Below are 17,252 nucleotides of genomic sequence, written 5' to 3' on the forward strand. Positions count from 1 at the left end.
GGAGATCAATCATGACAGAACACAAAAAGTTTACAATGGATTGGGCTGGCAGAGAGCTTACAATCGAAACAGGACAACTTGCTAAGCAAGCAAACGGGGCGGTTTTCGTACGCTACGGAGAAACAACAGTCCTCTCTACTGCAACAGCTTCTAAAAAGCCGAAAGCACTGGATTTCTTCCCCCTTACTGTGAATTATGAAGAACGACTATATGCAGTTGGTAAAATCCCAGGAGGATTCATCAAGCGTGAAGGACGTCCTTCTGAAAAAGCGATTTTGACGAGCCGTTTAATTGACCGTCCAATCCGACCGCTATTCCCAGAAGGATTCCGAAATGACTTGCAAGTCATTTCGCTAGTAATGTCAGTGGACCAGGACTGTTCGTCAGAAATGGCAGCAATGATCGGTTCATCACTTGCAATTTCCATTTCAGATATTCCATTTGATGGTCCGATTGCAGGCGTTCAAATCGGTCGTTTGAATGGCGAATTCATCGTCAATCCTACACCGGCACAGCTTGAAGCGAGCGAGCTTGACCTCGTAGTAGCTGGAACAAAAGATGCAATCAACATGGTGGAAGCAGGCGCGAAAGAAGTGTCTGAAGATATTATGCTGGAGGCAATCATGTTCGGCCATGAAGAGATCAAAAAACTCGTTGCCTTCCAAGAGAAAATCATTGCAGAAGTAGGCAAAGAAAAGATGGAGATCGAATTATTCCAACTCGATCAGGATCTCGTTACTGCGATTAAAGAGAGCTGTAACAGCGACTTGGTACAAGCAATCCAGACAGAAGAAAAGCATGCCCGTGAAGAAGCAATCACTGCTGTGAAAAACGAAGTGATTGCTCGTTACGAAGAGAACGAAGCGGATGACGCGACTATGAAACAAGTCCGCAACGTATTGGAAAAGCTTGTGAAAGATGAAGTCCGTCGTCTGATTACAGATGAAAAGGTCCGTCCGGATGGACGTGGACTTGAAGAAATCCGTCCACTTTCTTCTGAAACAGGCATTCTTCCTAGAGCGCACGGTTCAGGTCTATTTACACGCGGACAAACTCAAGCGCTTAGCGTATGTACATTAGGTGCTCTTGGTGAAGTACAAATTATTGATGGGCTGGGGCTGGAAGAAACAAAACGCTTCATGCACCACTATAACTTCCCGAACTTCAGTGTGGGTGAAACAGGCCCAATCCGTGCTCCAGGACGTCGTGAAATTGGTCACGGTGCACTGGGAGAGCGCGCACTCTCAACAATTATTCCAGATGAAAAAGAATTCCCATATACGATTCGTCTTGTAGCTGAAGTTCTAGAATCTAACGGTTCTTCATCTCAAGCATCGATTTGTGCATCCACAATGGCAATGATGAATGCGGGTGTGCCAATCAAAGCTCCAGTAGCAGGAATTGCAATGGGACTTGTAAAAAAAGGTGACAACTACTCTGTCCTGTCTGATATCCAGGGAATGGAAGACCACTTAGGAGATATGGACTTTAAAGTAGCAGGTACTTCTGAAGGTATTACAGCACTTCAAATGGATATTAAAATCGATGGTCTTTCACGACAAATCCTAGAAGAAGCTTTGGCTCAAGCGAAAATCGGCCGTATGAAGATTCTTGGTCATATGCTTGAAACGATTGCACAGCCAGCAGAAGAACTTTCAAAATATGCTCCTAAGATTATCATGATTCACATTAATCCAGACAAAATCCGCGATGTTATCGGACCTGGAGGAAAAGTTATCAACAAGATTATTGAAGAAACTGGCGTGAAAATTGATACGGAACAAGATGGGACAATTTACATTTCTTCTCCTGATTCTGAGATGAACGACAAAGCGAAGAAGATGATTGAAAACATCGTCCGCGAAGCAAAAGTCGGCGAATATTACATGGCTAAAGTGAAACGCATTGAAAAATTCGGTGCTTTCCTTGAGTTATTCCCAGGAAAAGATGGATTGCTCCACATTTCTGAAATTCAAGAAGAACGTACAAAAGCGGTGGAAGACGTTATGAAATTGGGAGACGAACTCTTCGTCAAAGTCATCGAAATTGACAACCAAGGCCGCGTTAACTTATCACGTAAAATTGTCATAAAAGAAGAAAAAGAAAAAGCAGAACAAAAAGGCGAGTAATTTTATCGCAAGAAGCCTCCCTCCCACAGTTGTGAGAGCGGGGCTTTTTTGTTTACATACAATAGGAGGCACAACAATGGTAACCATTCAAACATTAGAAAATGGCGTGAGGGTCGTCAGTGAACCAATTTCTCACGCACGTTCCGTATCGCTCGGGATATGGGTAAAAGCAGGATCTGCAGAAGAGATGGCCGGCGAGGAAGGTATCGCGCATTTCATAGAACATATGCTGTTTAAAGGAACCGCGACTTTTACAGCGAAAGAAATCGCGCAGCAATTTGACCGATTTGGCGGAGACATCAATGCCTTTACGACAAAAGAAGCGACATGTTTTTATGCAACTGTATTAGAAGATCGTGCTGAAGACGCAGCTCGCATTTTAGCGGATATGCTATTGAATTCAAAGCTAGATGAAACGGAAATGGCGAAAGAAAAGTCAGTCATTATCGACGAATTGGCATCCGTTGAAGATTCGCCTGAAGAAGATGCGGATGAACGCTTATGGGCACTTATGTATCCCAATCACCCCATAGGCAGACCGATTGGCGGCACACCTGACAGGGTTCAGTCATTTACAAAGCAGAACTTAATCACTTTCATGGATCGCTTTTATACACCGGACAGGATTGTCATCTCGGTTGCAGGGAATTTTGAAAATACCTTGCTATCAGCGGTTGAACAACTATTTGGTTCATTTAGCAAACCCATTTCAAACGAGCCTCGACCAGTGCTGGCACCGGCTGACTTCAAAAGCGGGAATGGAAGAAAAGCAAAAGATATCGAGCAGTCACATCTTTTCTTAGGCTATCCTGGCCTCCCTCTTAAGCATACTGATATATATAGCTTAGCGCTGCTCGATAGTATTCTGGGCGGTACGATGTCATCGCGATTGTTCCAAGAAGTGAGAGAAGAAAAAGGATTGGCGTACTCGGTTTATTCTTATTATGCCTCTCATGCGGAAGAAGGGGCATTCGTCATTGGCTGTGCAGCTTCTCCGGAGAACGAACAACAGTTATTTGATACTGTCCAATCCGTTATACACGAATTAATTGAACATGGAGTTACTGCTGATGAGCTTCGAAATGCAAAAGAACAAATGCGCGGAAGTTACTTAATCGGTTTGGAGAGTACAGAAGCAAGAATGCACCGTAATGGCAATAACGAACTGCTCCTGGGTGAACATACGTCAGAGGAAGATATCATAGCTAAAATCCAAGCAGTGACGGCGGATGATATAGCGAAGATGGCCATCAAATTACTAGGAAATATACCTGCAGTCTCCATCCTGTCTCCGAATCAAGACTAATCAATTGGTTTGTCAGCTTTTCACTTGCTCAATCATAGACTAGTGGTAAAGAGACTAGGAGGAATGCGTGTGTTGTTGTCTGAACTAGCACAAAAAGAGCTGATTCAAGTGGAAGAAGGCATCCGGTACGGCTTTTTAGCGGATACAGATTTGTTATTCGACCGCTCCAGCGGTACAATTATTGGATTTGAAATTCGGGACCGTGCGAGCAAAATCCCATTTCTCCAAAAGAAAGAGACTTCCAAGCAATATATTCCGTGGAGCGAAATTGTATTAATTGGTGAACACCGTATATTATTCGGGCGTACACACTTCCTGGATGGTGCAGAATTTGATGAGTGAAGCACGCTGGCTACTGATCGGTTCTGATCTTCGAATTAAAGAATGTACCCGGCTTTTTAATGAAAAAGATATGGATGTTACCCACTATCCGTATGATGAAGTAACGGATGAGCTTGTGAAGCAGATTGACAAAATTCATCCAACACATATCGTGTTGCCGATGCAGGGAATAATGGGATCGCTTGACTTAAAACAACTTTCTAAAGGTACTGTATTTGTCACTGGCATCCTTCCTGAAATCCAGAAAACAGAGTTAGAATCTGCTGGGCACTATGTATCGAGTTACTTAAAGGATGAACGATTTGTATGGAATAATGCCCGCCTCACAGCAGAAGGTTTCGTAAAGGACTTTTACTTGGTAACAAACACGCCGATTGCAAGTACCCATTTTCAAATCACTGGTTTTGGAAGAGTGGGAAGAATGCTTGCACACGTTCTTGCTGCGGCAGGAGCCAAATTGACGATCTATGCGAGATCAGAAGCTCAGCTCGGTGAAGCGGAAGCGCTCGGATTTGAAGTGAAGAGGCTATCGACAGAGGCTGAATTCGAAACAGGTTATCTTATAAACACCATTCCTGCGCAATGGCTGGCTTTACAGCCAGAAGATTCTCTTCGTGTGTTTGATCTTGCGTCAAAGCCCGGGTGCCTAAAGCCCGGAATGTCCTCTGCATACTATACGTTACACCTCGGTCTGCCGGGAAAACATTTCCCGCAAAGAGCTGCAAGCTATTTAGCAGATACAATTTTGAGGATGTGCAGAGGAAAGGAGTAAAAAAATGCTTGAAAATAAACGTATTGGATTGGGGATCACAGCTTCCCATTGTACGTACGAAGAATTGCTGCCGATGATTGCAAAACTTCAAGACGCCGGCGCAACGGTTGTACCTGTTATCACTCACTCCGTTCTTAAAGCAGCTACACGCTTTGGAACAGGCGAAGAATGGGTAGAAAAAATCGAGAATGCAACTGGGGAAAAAGTGATTTCATCTATTGCAGGAGCAGAACCTTTTGGTCCGTCTACCCCAGTTGACTGTATGATTATCGCTCCGCTCACGGGGAATTCGATGAGCCGTTTTGCGAATGCAGCCACCGATTCCCCAGTTCTTATGGCGGCTAAAGCTACTTTGCGCAATTATTCACCTGTACTGCTTGGAATCTCAACTAATGACGCATTAGGATTAAACGCAGCAAACCTCGTCAAACTCTTGAATATGAAAAATGTATTCTTCATACCTTTTGGTCAAGATGACCCCTACAAAAAACCGAATTCCCTCATAAGCGATTTTTCATTGATTGTTGAAGCTGCGGCTGCGGCAATTGACAAAGAACAACTCCAGCCATTACTAATACTTCATTCTTCTGAAAAATAACACTGCTGACTAACCCTTGTTATGGTATAATTCCTCCAATACGAATTATCGGTGTTTTCATTTTTCTCGGGACATCGAGTTAGAGAAGGAGAATCATTATGCAGACTTATACGGTTGCGATTGTTGGTGCGACTGGTGCAGTGGGCGCCAAAATTCTTGATAAACTGATCGAACGGAAATTTCCGTTTCGTTCAGTAAAGCTGTTAGCTTCTTCCCGATCAGCAGGTACGGTTATTCAAGCTGGCGGAAGACTGTTCACAATCGAAGAAGCGAAACCAGAGTCATTCGATGGCGTCGATTTTGCTTTTTTCAGTGCGGGCGGGGCTATTTCAGAAAACCTGGCATCAGAAGCCACTCGGTGGGGAACGGTTGTAATTGACAATACCAGTGCGTTCCGAATGGATGCAGAGGTTCCTCTTGTTGTTCCTGAAGTAAATCCTAAAGCATTGGATTCTCATAACGGATTGATTGCAAATCCGAACTGTTCAACGATTCAAATGGTCGTTGCCCTAAATCCCATAAAAGAAGCATTCGGCCTTAAGAAAATTCTCGTATCTACTTACCAGGCGGTTTCTGGTGCAGGAGCAGATGCGATTTTAGAATTGAAATCGCAAAGCGGTCAATTTGACAGCAGAGCAGAAAATTCAGCGTCACAGCTGCCAAGCGCCGGGGCTGAACGACATTATCCGATAGCATTTAATGCAATCCCGCAAATCGATTCTTTCGATGATATGGGCTATACAAAAGAAGAGTGGAAAATGATTAATGAAACTAAAAAAATCTTTAATGATTCAACTATAGCGGTATCTGCCACATGTGTACGATTGCCAGTTGTCACTGGGCATTCAGAATCGGTTTATGTGGAAATTGAAAAAGAGGGGATAACTGCGGAGGAATTCAGTCGGGCGATTTCAAAAGCACCCGGCGTAATCGTTCAGGATAACCCTGCTACACAGACGTATCCAATGCCTCTTTTTGCAGAGAACAAAGACGATGTCTATGTCGGACGCATTCGGAAAGATCCAGATCATCCAAGAGGCTTTCACTTGTGGATCGTCGCGGATAACTTGTTGAAAGGTGCTGCACTGAATTCTGTCCAGATCGCAGAGCAGCTTCTTAAAAATCGCGACGCACAAAACAACTAGATAACTGAAAAGGAATGGTGCGAATGAAGTTAGGTTCGATTGGTACAGCGATGGTTACACCGTTTAACGAAGAAGGGCAGATTGACTATGAAGTGACGACACTTCTTATCAATCATCTAATCGATAACGGAACAAATTCGCTCATTGTCAATGGAACGACTGGAGAATCACCTACATTATCAGAACAAGAAAAAGAACGATTGCTCATTCATGCGATTTCAATCGTGGATAAACGAATCCCTGTTATTGCGGGTACTGGCAGCAATGATACTCACGCCTCAATACAAGCAACGAGACGGGCAGAACAGCTTGGTGCAGACGGTGTAATGCTTGTCGTGCCTTATTATAATAAACCCGACCAAGACGGGCTGTATGCACACTTTAAAACAATTGCAGAAAATACATCCCTTCCAGTCTTGCTTTACAACATTCCTGGGAGATCAGGAGTGAATTTGTCTGCAGAAACAGTCATTCGGTTATCGAAAGTAACGAACATTAAAGCAGTTAAAGAAGCCAGCGGAGACTTGGCCCAAATGGCTGCAATCATTGAAGGAACAGATGATGCATTTAGAGTTTACAGCGGAGATGATGCGCTGACTTTACCGCTATTGGCAATTGGAGGATCAGGAGTTATTTCAGTAACTTCACATATTGCGGGATTCGAAATGCAGCGTATGATCCGTGACTATCATACTGGAAACACAGTTAATGCAGCGGCGTTGCACCTAATACTCATGCCGCTGTTTCACGCTGTATTTTCAAAACCAAATCCCGTGCCGATAAAATATCTCTTGAAAAAAATTGGTCTTCCGGTGGGGGATGTACGTCTGCCGCTGGTAGGAATTGCAGATCATAATTCTTATTTAGACCGTACATTGCTAACGTTTCAACAGCAATTTGATTTGAAAACGGGATAGCCGGCGAGACTGCCGGCTTTTTTTGTTTGTGCAGAACTGCTCTGTAAAGTATAATGAGAACTAGTCGTTTAGCGCGGGAATTTTTTATAGGAGGAAACAATGTGACTAAAGTCAAAAATGAAGTAATTAAAGTCATTCCGCTTGGCGGAGTGGGAGAGTTAGGGAAATCGATGTATGTGGTAGAAATCGACGAGGAATTATTTGTCGTTGATGCAGGCCTGATGTTCCCGGAAGAAGAAATGCTTGGAATTGATTTTGTGATTCCTGATATGACGTACCTGGAAGAAAACAAAGATCGTGTTAAAGGAATCTTTTTAACACACGGTCATGAGGACGCAATTGGGGCAATTGCATATTTACTGCAAAAAGTACAAGCTCCAGTTTACGGATCAAAACTGACACTTGCTCTTGCTAAAGAACATTTGAAAGTGATGCCTGCTCCTTCCAACGTGAAATTTTTCGAAGTATCTACGAAGAGTCGCATGAATTTCAAACGTACATATGTGACGTTTTTCAATACGACTCACAGTATCCCTGATGCACTGGGGATTGTGTTCCATACGAGTGAAGGAGCAATCGTTCATACAGGGGAGTTTAAATTTGACCAGGCTGCGAAAGGGCCTTACAAACCTGATCTTGGGAAAATGGCAGCACTTGGCGAAGAAGGCGTATTTATTTTAATGTCCGATTCAACCGAGGCTGAGCGGCCGGGATATACAACTTCTGAAACAGTCGTCGAAAACCAATTGTCCAAAACGTTTTATGGTGCAGAAGGAAGAATACTAGTTGCAGTTTACGCATCTAATTTCCTTCGTATCCAGCAAGTGCTGGACAAGGCAGCTGAAACAGGCAAGAAAGTGGCAGTTGTCGGTAAAAGCTTAGAGAGCTACTTCGAGGTTGGTGTTAAACTTGGTTACTTAAATGCGGGCGAAGGCATCGTCATTTCTGTTAAAGATATCGGCAACTATGATGATAGTGAAGTCGCAATCATTTTAACAGGCAACCAGGGCGAACCACTTGAAGCACTTGAAAAAATCGTTCGCAAACATCATCGGGATATCCGCATTAAAGATACGGATACAGTACTGATCACGGTTACACCGTCTCCGGGTTCTGAGGTCTCTGTCTATTCTATGATGAACGAACTTGCAAAAGCTGGTGCAACGGTCTTGACGTCAGCTCGTAATGTCCACGTTTCAGGACATGGCAGTCAAGAAGATTTGAAAATGATGCTTAACCTTATGCAGCCAAAAAACTTCATCCCTGTAACGGGTGAATACAGAATGCTGATTGCCCACTCTAAACTTGCTCAAGAAATTGGTATGCGCAAAAATCAGATTTTCATTGCTGACAAAGGCGATATCGTTGAATACAAGAGCGGTAAAATCAGGATGAGCGGCCGTGTTACTGCAGGAAACATATTAATCGATGGAATTGGTGTAGGAGATGTTGGAAATATCGTTTTGCGGGATCGTAAGCTGCTTTCCCAAGACGGTATTTTTACAATCGTGATTACACTAAGCCGCAAACAAAAACGAATTGCTGCAGGTCCTGAAATTGTCTCACGCGGATTTGTCTACGTTCGTGAATCTGAAGAGCTGCTAGAAGAAGCATCTAACTTGATTCGTAAAATTGTAGAAAAATATGTGAATAAAGAAACGTTTGAATGGACAAACATTAAACAAGAGATCCGCGACACGCTTAGCTCTTATTTGTATCAGCAAACGAAAAGACGACCAATGATTATTCCAATTATTATGGAGTATTGATCGAAAGATTCTTCTTAAGGATTTCCTTGCCGTCAGGCAGGAAATCCTTTTTTCGCAAAAAGGAGGTACAGCATGTCTAAGAAAGTCTCAAAAAAGAAAAAGAAACGAGCACCCAGTAAGAAAAAAGGGAAATCGCCCTTAAACCCGCTCTTATTTGAAGTGATCGGCTTAACAATGCTGGCACTTGCCGTTATCATGATTTTCGAATTCGGCATTGTTGGGAGAGGTCTGGGTTCGTTTGGCAGATTCCTATTTGGTAATTGGCATGTAGCGCTGCCCTTCATACTGATTGTTCAAGCGTTACTATTCATGGTGAAACGCGGGGAACTTGGCTGGAAAAACCGGATTGTCGGTGGAAGTCTCTGCATCCTTGCAAGTCTGCTCTTATTCAGCCATATTTTACTGTTTAAAGAACTCTCTGCTAGCCGGGTCCTAATGTCAGATTCTGCATTAAAGGAAACGTGGAAAGTACTTATCTCGAATGGAGGGATTAGTACAAGAAGTGGAACGCTTGGCGGCGGCATGATTGGAGCCGTCCTTTTTGCAATGTTCTATTCGCTCTTCGATTCTGCAGGTGCAGCAGTAGCGGGTGTATTGCTTTTATTAACTGGGTTAATCCTTGTTTCTGGAAAGGCCCTTGCGCCATATCTGGCCGAGTGGTTCCCAGCAGCATATTCAACCATAAAACAAAAGCTTAAAGGAATTAGTTTTCGAACCGCTCCGAAAGCAGTCCCTGAAAAAAAGACCAAGCCAGCGCGCTCAACCCGCTCAAGCAAGCATCAGAAAGAGTCTGTACAAGAGAAGGACTCCTCATCGCAGCCTGTTCATGTGAATGCACTTCCTGAAGATGAGGCGCCGTATGTTCAGCCAATCATATCCGCATTTAATGAACGCAATGATGATGCAGAAATGCCGGCTCCAAAAGAGACGGAATCTGCACAGTCTGCAGATCAAAAAGATCCTGATTCAAATAATGCAGCTAAGGATCCTTATCAAGGTGTATCAGGAGAAGAAGAAAACGAGTCTTATCAGTTACCATCATTCAACTTATTGAAACAGCCTCCTGAAAACGACCAATCCGGAGAGTACAATGCAATTCAAGCAAATGCCCAAAAACTGGAGCGGACCTTCCATAGTTTCGGAGTGAAAGCACGTGTTACACAAGTCCATTTAGGACCCGCTGTAACCAAATATGAAGTACTGCCGGATACCGGAGTGAAAGTGAGTCGGATTGTCAGTTTGGCGGATGATATTGCCTTGGCACTCGCAGCAAGCGGGATCCGGATCGAAGCACCAATCCCCGGGAAATCGGCAGTTGGCATTGAAGTGCCCAATACCGCAGTTGCAGTCGTGAGTTTGCGCGAGGTTCTAGAAGCGAAAGAGAACAACCGCCCTGATTCGAAACTGCTGATTGCTTTGGGACGGGATGTGACAGGTGAAGCCATGCTGTCAGAATTGAACAAAATGCCTCACGTGTTGATTGCTGGTGCGACTGGCAGCGGTAAAAGTGTCTGCGTCAATGGAATTATTATCAGCATTATAATGAGAGCCAAACCTCATGAAGTGAAAATGATGATGATAGACCCTAAGATGGTGGAGCTCAATGTCTATAACGGAATTCCGCATTTATTGGCACCAGTTGTGACAGATCCTAGAAAAGCGGCTCAAGCACTGAAAAAAGTAGTTTCTGAAATGGAAAGACGTTATGAGTTGTTTTCCCATACAGGCACGAGGAATATCGAGGGCTATAACTCACATATCGACACTTGGAATGAAGAAAATGATGAGAAGCATCCCAAAATGCCTTACATCGTAGTCATTGTGGATGAGCTTGCTGATTTGATGATGGTTGCATCTAACGAAGTGGAAGATGCGATTACACGCCTTGCTCAAATGGCGCGTGCCGCAGGTATTCATTTGATCATCGCTACACAGCGGCCAAGTGTAGATGTCATTACAGGGATCATCAAGGCAAACATTCCATCTAGAATTGCATTTTCAGTCTCTTCTGCAATCGATTCCCGAACGATTCTTGACAGTGGCGGTGCAGAAAAACTTCTTGGCAGAGGGGATATGCTGTTCCTTCCGGCTGGTGCTTCTAAGCCAACGCGGGTTCAAGGTGCATTTGTATCGGATCGTGAAGTGGAATCAGTTGTCGACTTTGTCATTCAACAGCAAAAAGCACAGTATCAAGAAGAAATGATTCCAACAGAAATCGAGGAAGTCCAGCAGTTTGATGAGACAGATGAACTTTATGACGATGCAGTTCAATTAGTCGCAGAGATGCAAACAGCCTCCGTTTCCCTGCTGCAGCGGCGTTTCCGTGTAGGGTATTCGCGGGCAGCACGCATTGTCGATCAAATGGAGATGCGCGGAGTCGTAGGACCGCCTGAAGGAAGTAAGCCAAGACAAGTATTAGTAGGAAAAGATTCTGCAGACATGTAACGCAGTCATTTCTCAGATTTAGAACATTATCTAATCCTTAAGAAATATTTTTTTTGAAACGATGTTTATTTTTTCGTCGTTAAATGTTATAGTATGGGTGAATAGAACGATGTTAAACATCAGAGGTCTGACCTCGGCCGGAGGGAGATGGATTGGTGATTAAGGCAGATCAAAGACATTTATATGTCCAAGTCATCGAGCATATTAAGCAGGACATTGAAGCCGGCGTTTTTAAAGAGAATGAAAAATTCCCTTCGGAGTTTGAACTGGCAAGGACGTTAGGCGTAAGTCGGGCAACATTGCGGGAAGCACTCCGTGTTTTAGAAGAAGAGAAAATTATTGTTCGAAAACACGGAGTGGGGACGTTTTTGAAAGCGCGTCCATTATTCTCCTCTGGTATCGAAGAGCTATCAAGTGTTTCTTCCATGATACGTGCTGCGGGTATGGAGCCTGGCACGATTTTTCTTGAAGTTTCAGACGCATTTGCAACAGAAGAAAGTATTGAAAAGTTCGGTTGCAACCACGAGGACTCCATTGTTACAATTAAGAGAGTCCGGACAGCGGACGGTGAACCTGTCGTTTATTGTGTGGATCAAGTAGATAAGAAAAATCTTCAAACAGAAGCGACAGCTCTTATGAAGAACTCGATTTTTGATGCGCTAGAAAAAGATGGGACAATTCATATTTCCCAAGCGATCGCGCATATTGAACCTGTAGGATACGATGAAGAAGCATCTTCCATACTTCGGTGCGGTGTCGATGTTCCACTGCTTGTATTGCTGCAAAAACACTACACGGAAACCGGGGAAATGGTCTTGTTTTCTAAGAACTATTTCCGCGCGGACAAATTCAGCTTCCATGTAGTACGTAAACGGGTATAAGGCGATTTACGCCATAATCATACCAACATATAAATAGGGAGGTCACAAAATGAGTAAACGCAGATTTGGTCTTGCACTATCTCTTGTACTTGCTGCAGGTACAGTTTTGGGTGCTTGTGGTTCAGACAAGGAAGATAACAAGGGAAGTGACAAAGGTTCATCTTCTGACGGCGGCAATGCATCTGAATTCTCAGTAGGTATGGTAACGGATGTCGGCGGTATCGACGACAAATCCTTTAACCAATCCGCTTGGAAAGGGATTCAGGAGTTTGGTGAAGAAAACAGCTTGAAAAAAGGCGACAAAGGATTTGACTACTTGCAATCACAGAGTGATGCAGACTATACAACAAATCTAAATGCGCTCGCTCGTCGTGATTTCAACTTGATCTTTGGTGTTGGCTTCCTAATGGAAGATGCAATTGATACAATTGCTCAGCAGCAGAAGGATACTGAGTTCGCAATCATTGATGGTGTTGTTGAACAGCCAAACGTAGCAAGTGTTCTCTTTAAAGAACAAGAAGGTGCTTACCTTGCAGGTGTTGCTGCAGCTCTAATGACTAAATCCGATAAAATCGGTTTTGTTGGTGGTATGGAAATTCCAGTTATCGAACGCTTTGAAGTAGGTTTCCTTGCAGGTGTTAAAGCAGTTAAGCCGGAAATCAAAGTTGACGTTCAGTACACAGGTGCTTTTGATAAAGCAGAACTTGGTAAAGCAGCAGCTAACCGTATGTATTCATCAGGCGTAGATATTATCTTCCACGCAGCTGGCGGTACTGGAAATGGTGTATTCAGTGAAGCAAAAGAACGTAAAACTGCAGATAAAGATGCATATGTATGGGTAATCGGAGTTGACTCAGACCAGTATGACGAAGGTCAAGTTGGAGACGATAACGTAACATTGACTTCTATGTTGAAGCGCGTTGACAATGCAGTAAATGATATTGCTAAATTGTCTCAGGATGGTAAATTCCCTGGCGGCGAAACAAAAGTTTATGGTTTGCATGATGAAGGTGTAGCACTTGCAGATTCACGCGGTGCAATCCCTGAAGATGTACTTGCTGAAATTGAAAAGTACGACAAAAAGATTTCTGATGGTGAAATCGAAGTGCCAGGCGAAAAGTAAGAATTGTCCTAAAGCTACAAATGAGGGCCGGTCCATACCGGCCTTCGTTATTTTTGTATACATAGTGAAAACCGATTGTTAGAAGTTGCCAGACTAAAAGGTTCTGCCAAAGAATCTTTTATTGTGTCAATTTTACAAACCAAAATATAGAAACTACAAGCAAGGAAGTGAGATCAGTGGAATACGTCATCGAGATGCTGAATATTAAAAAGAAGTTCGGTACTTTCTATGCGAATAACAATATTACCCTTCAGTTGAAAAAAGGGGAAATCCATGCACTTTTAGGCGAGAATGGTGCAGGTAAGTCAACATTGATGAACGTATTATTCGGCCTGTATCAGCCAGACGGCGGAGAGATTAAAGTCAAAGGCAAAAAAGTCGACATCTCTAATCCGAACGTCGCTAATGATTTAGGAATTGGAATGGTTCACCAGCACTTTATGCTTGTTGAAAATTTAACGGTTACTGAAAATATTATTCTTGGCAGTGAACCTACTAAAATGGGTATGATCAACATTAAGGATTCTGCTAAGAAAGTGGCGGAAATCTCCAAGTTGTACGGGTTGGACGTAGATCCATATGCGAAGATTGAAGATATTTCTGTCGGCATGCAACAACGTGTGGAAATTCTGAAAACGCTTTATCGCGGTGCGGAAATCCTGATTTTTGATGAACCGACAGCTTCATTGACACCACAGGAAATCGACGAATTAATCAGAATAATGCATAAGTTGATTGAAGAAGGAAAGTCAATCATTCTAATCACTCACAAACTTCAAGAGATAATGTCCGTATCTGATCGCGTCACTGTTATCCGTAAAGGAGAAGGGATTGGAACAGTTACAACATCCGAGTCGAATCCCGAGGAACTTGCTACGCTAATGGTTGGGCGCCAAGTAACGTTCAAAACCGAAAAAGGTCCATCTCATCCAACAGAGGAAATTTTGAAAATTGAAAACTTAGTTGTAACCGATTATCGCGGAATTGAAAAAGTTAAAAGTTTAAACTTATCTGTTCGGCGAGGAGAAATCGTTGGTCTTGCTGGTATTGACGGCAACGGTCAATCAGAATTGATTGAAGCGATTGCAGGACTGCGTAAAGTGAAATCCGGTAAAATCATTATGGGTGATAAAGACGTAACGAATAAGAGTCCCAGACAAATTACAGAAAACGGATTGGGTCATATCCCTCAAGACCGTCATAAACATGGTCTGATTCTGGACTTTAGCGTTGGATATAATGCAGCATTGCAATCGTATTATCAAAAACCTTACTCTACGAATGGTCTTATGAATTATAAAGAAGTTTCAAAACATGCAAACAAACTAATTGCTGACTTTGACGTTCGTACTCAAGGTGAACATGAGCTGGCACGTGCGCTTTCTGGGGGGAATCAGCAGAAGCTGATTATCGGCCGTGAAGTAGATCGGAATCCTGATTTGCTTATTGCTGCACTTCCTACTCGAGGTCTGGATGTAGGTGCGATTGAATTCATTCACAGACGCCTGATTGAGCAGCGGGATCAAGGAAAAGCAGTTCTCTTAATCTCATTTGAGCTTGATGAAGTTATGAACGTATCTGACCAAATTGCTGTTATTTACGACGGAGCAATTGTGGACACAGTTATTCCTGCAGAAACGACAGAACAAGAACTTGGGTTATTCATGGCGGGGCATAATAAAAATGAAATTGTTGAAACCAGTGAAGGTGCTGTATTGAAAGAAGGTGATGACGACCATGTCTAATCGATTAATAAATGTCCTAGTTCCTGTAATTTCAATTATTCTCGGACTGCTAGTAGGTGCGGTTGTCATGCTTGTCAGCGGCTACGATCCAGTCGCGGGTTACACTGCACTTTGGAACGGTATATTTGGAGATTCGTATGCGATTGGAGAAACAATCCGCCAAATCAGTCCTTATATTCTTGCAGGACTGGCGGTTGCGTTTGCTTTCAGAACAGGTCTATTCAATATTGGAGTTGAAGGTCAGCTGATCGTAGGCTGGTTTGCAGCAGCTTACGTAGGTATGGCATTTGAATTACCAAAAATCATCCACTTGCCGCTTGCATTGCTAGCAGCAGCGGCGGCAGGAGCGCTTTGGGGACTGATTCCAGGCTTGCTGAAAGCCACCTTAAAAGTCCACGAAGTAATTGTCACGATTATGATGAACTATATTGCACTGCATCTTGTGAATGCGCTCATTAAAGTTGTGGCTAAAGGTGGATTTAAGACAGACAAAATTCACGATACTGCATCACTCCGTTCAGATTTCTTATCGGAACTGACAGATTTTTCTACCCTTCACTACGGAATCTTTGTTGCCCTATTTATGGTCTTCATTATGTGGTTTATCCTTGAGAGAATGAAGCTGGGATACGAGCTTAAATCTGTAGGATTCAACGAAAATGCTGCGCAATATGCAGGTATGAGTGTTAAAAAGAATATTGTTATGGCAATGGTCATTTCAGGCGCCTTTGCCGGTCTAGGCGGTGCAATGGAGGCACTTGGAACGTTCGGTAATATGTCTACACGCGCTGGATTTACGGGTATCGGATTTGATGGAATTGCGGTTGCCTTGCTAGGTGCTAATACACCTCTTGGCGTTGTTTTTGGCGCTAGTTTGTTTGGATCGCTTAAATACGGAGCGAACAATATGCCAAATGCTGCAGATATTCCGATCGAAATTGTATCAATTGTCATTGCGTTAATTATCTTCTTTGTAGCATCCGGTTATATTATCCGGGTTGGATTACAGCGAATCGGCAAGAAAAAGGAGGCGAAGTAAGATGGGTGGCTTTCTCGATATACTATATTTTATCGTTCCAATATCGATTGCTTACGCTGCGCCTCTGATTTTCACAGCAATTGGCGGTGTGTTCTCAGAACGCTCCGGTGTTATCAACATTGGACTTGAAGGACTTATGGTTATGGGGGCGTTCGTAGGAATCGTCTTCAACCTATTCTTTGTAGATACATTTGGTGCATGGACACCTTGGGTTTCAATTTTAGCGGCCATGGTTGTTTCGGCAATCTTCTCACTCATGCACGCAGTCGCATCGATTTCCTTCCGAGCGGATCAGGTCGTTTCGGGTGTTGCGATTAACTTGCTGGGTATTGCTATTGCTTTATTCTCTGTAAAAATGATTTATGGAAAAGGACAGACTGACTTCATCCAGGAAAAAATTCCTCGGTTCAACATTCCTTTTTTGCAGGACATCCCGGTGCTTGGGCCGATGTTCTTTAAGTCAGTTTACGGTTCGTCTATTCTAGCAGTTGTGATTGCAATCCTTGCTTGGTTTATTATTTTCAAAACTCCATTTGGTTTACGTCTTCGTTCAGTTGGGGAACACCCAATGGCAGCAGACACGATGGGGATAAAAGTAAACCGAATTCGTTATATCGCAGTTATCATTTCTGGTGGCCTTGCAGGAATGGGCGGTGCGGTTTATGCACAAACAATGACGAATGATTTTGGTCATGCCACAATCAACGGACAAGGCTTCATGGCCTTGGCTGCGATGATCTTCGGTAAGTGGCATCCAATTGGAGCGATGGGAGCGGCGCTGTTCTTTGGTTTTGCACAAGCGCTTGCAATCAGTTCTTCTGGGATCCCATTCATGCAAAATGTTCCATCTGTATTTTTATATATACTGCCTTACGCGCTTACGATCATTGCACTTGCTGGATTTATCGGAAAAGCAAATGCACCAAAAGCGATTGGAGATCCGTACATCAAAGGATCTCGTTAATCAATTACTGCTCGAAATGTCCCGCTGCGGACAGTTCGGGCAGTTTTTTGTTGAAACCGTTCGCTTGTATGAGAACG

General features: G+C 43.3%; 14 protein-coding genes. All 14 read left to right on the plus strand.

What is annotated here, in order from left to right; genetic code table 11:
- Positions 1 to 11: 11 nt before the first annotated feature.
- The 14 genes from pnp to PGH26_RS05220 all read left to right on the plus strand — a co-directional run bounded on the left by pnp (position 12) and on the right by PGH26_RS05220 (position 17,175).
- Positions 12 to 2,129, plus strand: a complete 2,118-nt coding sequence (pnp, locus tag PGH26_RS05155) for a polyribonucleotide nucleotidyltransferase (RefSeq protein WP_323692942.1) — start codon at positions 12 to 14, stop codon at positions 2,127 to 2,129.
- A 76-nt stretch (positions 2,130 to 2,205) separates the two neighbouring features.
- On the plus strand, positions 2,206 to 3,435 hold the full coding sequence (locus tag PGH26_RS05160; protein ID WP_323692943.1) for a M16 family metallopeptidase: 1,230 nt from the start codon (positions 2,206 to 2,208) through the stop codon (positions 3,433 to 3,435).
- 63 nt (positions 3,436 to 3,498) lie between these two features.
- Entirely contained in the window at positions 3,499 to 3,777 is a 279-nt protein-coding gene (locus PGH26_RS05165; protein WP_323692944.1) for a YlmC/YmxH family sporulation protein, read from the plus strand.
- The gene (locus PGH26_RS05170) at positions 3,770 to 4,549 is read left to right on the plus strand and encodes a hypothetical protein (RefSeq protein ID WP_323692945.1); all 780 of its coding nucleotides are present in this window, start codon (positions 3,770 to 3,772) and stop codon (positions 4,547 to 4,549) included. Before PGH26_RS05165 ends, PGH26_RS05170 begins: the two co-directional genes overlap by 8 nt.
- A 4-nt stretch (positions 4,550 to 4,553) precedes the next feature.
- Positions 4,554 to 5,147: a dipicolinate synthase subunit B gene (locus PGH26_RS05175; RefSeq protein ID WP_323692946.1), complete on the plus strand. Its 594-nt coding sequence runs from the start codon at positions 4,554 to 4,556 to the stop codon at positions 5,145 to 5,147.
- Positions 5,148 to 5,245: 98 nt separating this feature from the next.
- Positions 5,246 to 6,292, plus strand: a complete 1,047-nt coding sequence (locus tag PGH26_RS05180) for an aspartate-semialdehyde dehydrogenase (RefSeq protein ID WP_323692947.1) — start codon at positions 5,246 to 5,248, stop codon at positions 6,290 to 6,292.
- Between the two features lie 23 nt (positions 6,293 to 6,315).
- Entirely contained in the window at positions 6,316 to 7,209 is an 894-nt protein-coding gene (gene dapA, locus PGH26_RS05185; RefSeq protein ID WP_323692948.1) for a 4-hydroxy-tetrahydrodipicolinate synthase, read from the plus strand.
- 101 nt (positions 7,210 to 7,310) lie between these two features.
- Positions 7,311 to 8,978 carry a ribonuclease J gene (locus PGH26_RS05190; RefSeq protein WP_323692949.1) on the plus strand — a complete coding sequence of 556 codons (1,668 nt, stop codon included), beginning with the start codon at positions 7,311 to 7,313 and terminating at the stop codon, positions 8,976 to 8,978.
- A gap of 72 nt (positions 8,979 to 9,050) precedes the next feature.
- Positions 9,051 to 11,423, plus strand: a complete 2,373-nt coding sequence (locus PGH26_RS05195) for a DNA translocase FtsK (RefSeq protein ID WP_323692950.1) — start codon at positions 9,051 to 9,053, stop codon at positions 11,421 to 11,423.
- Between the two features lie 152 nt (positions 11,424 to 11,575).
- Positions 11,576 to 12,304, plus strand: a complete 729-nt coding sequence (locus PGH26_RS05200; protein WP_323692951.1) for a GntR family transcriptional regulator — start codon at positions 11,576 to 11,578, stop codon at positions 12,302 to 12,304.
- Between the two features lie 49 nt (positions 12,305 to 12,353).
- Positions 12,354 to 13,427, plus strand: coding sequence for a BMP family lipoprotein (locus PGH26_RS05205; protein ID WP_323692952.1), 1,074 nt, complete (start codon positions 12,354 to 12,356; stop codon positions 13,425 to 13,427).
- 176 nt (positions 13,428 to 13,603) lie between these two features.
- Positions 13,604 to 15,172 (plus strand): ABC transporter ATP-binding protein, encoded by a 1,569-nt coding sequence (locus tag PGH26_RS05210; protein WP_323692953.1) that lies wholly within the window; start codon positions 13,604 to 13,606, stop codon positions 15,170 to 15,172.
- Positions 15,165 to 16,211 carry an ABC transporter permease gene (locus tag PGH26_RS05215; RefSeq protein ID WP_323692954.1) on the plus strand — a complete coding sequence of 349 codons (1,047 nt, stop codon included), beginning with the start codon at positions 15,165 to 15,167 and terminating at the stop codon, positions 16,209 to 16,211. The genes PGH26_RS05210 and PGH26_RS05215 overlap by 8 nt, the downstream gene beginning before the upstream one ends.
- 1 nt (position 16,212) lies before the next feature.
- Complete coding sequence (locus PGH26_RS05220) at positions 16,213 to 17,175, plus strand: ABC transporter permease (protein ID WP_323692955.1); 963 nt, start codon at positions 16,213 to 16,215, stop codon at positions 17,173 to 17,175.
- Positions 17,176 to 17,252: the final 77 nt, after the last annotated feature.

The sequence above is a fragment of the Sporosarcina jeotgali genome, from assembly GCF_033304595.1.
Classification (GTDB): Bacteria; Bacillota; Bacilli; order Bacillales_A; family Planococcaceae; genus Sporosarcina; species Sporosarcina jeotgali.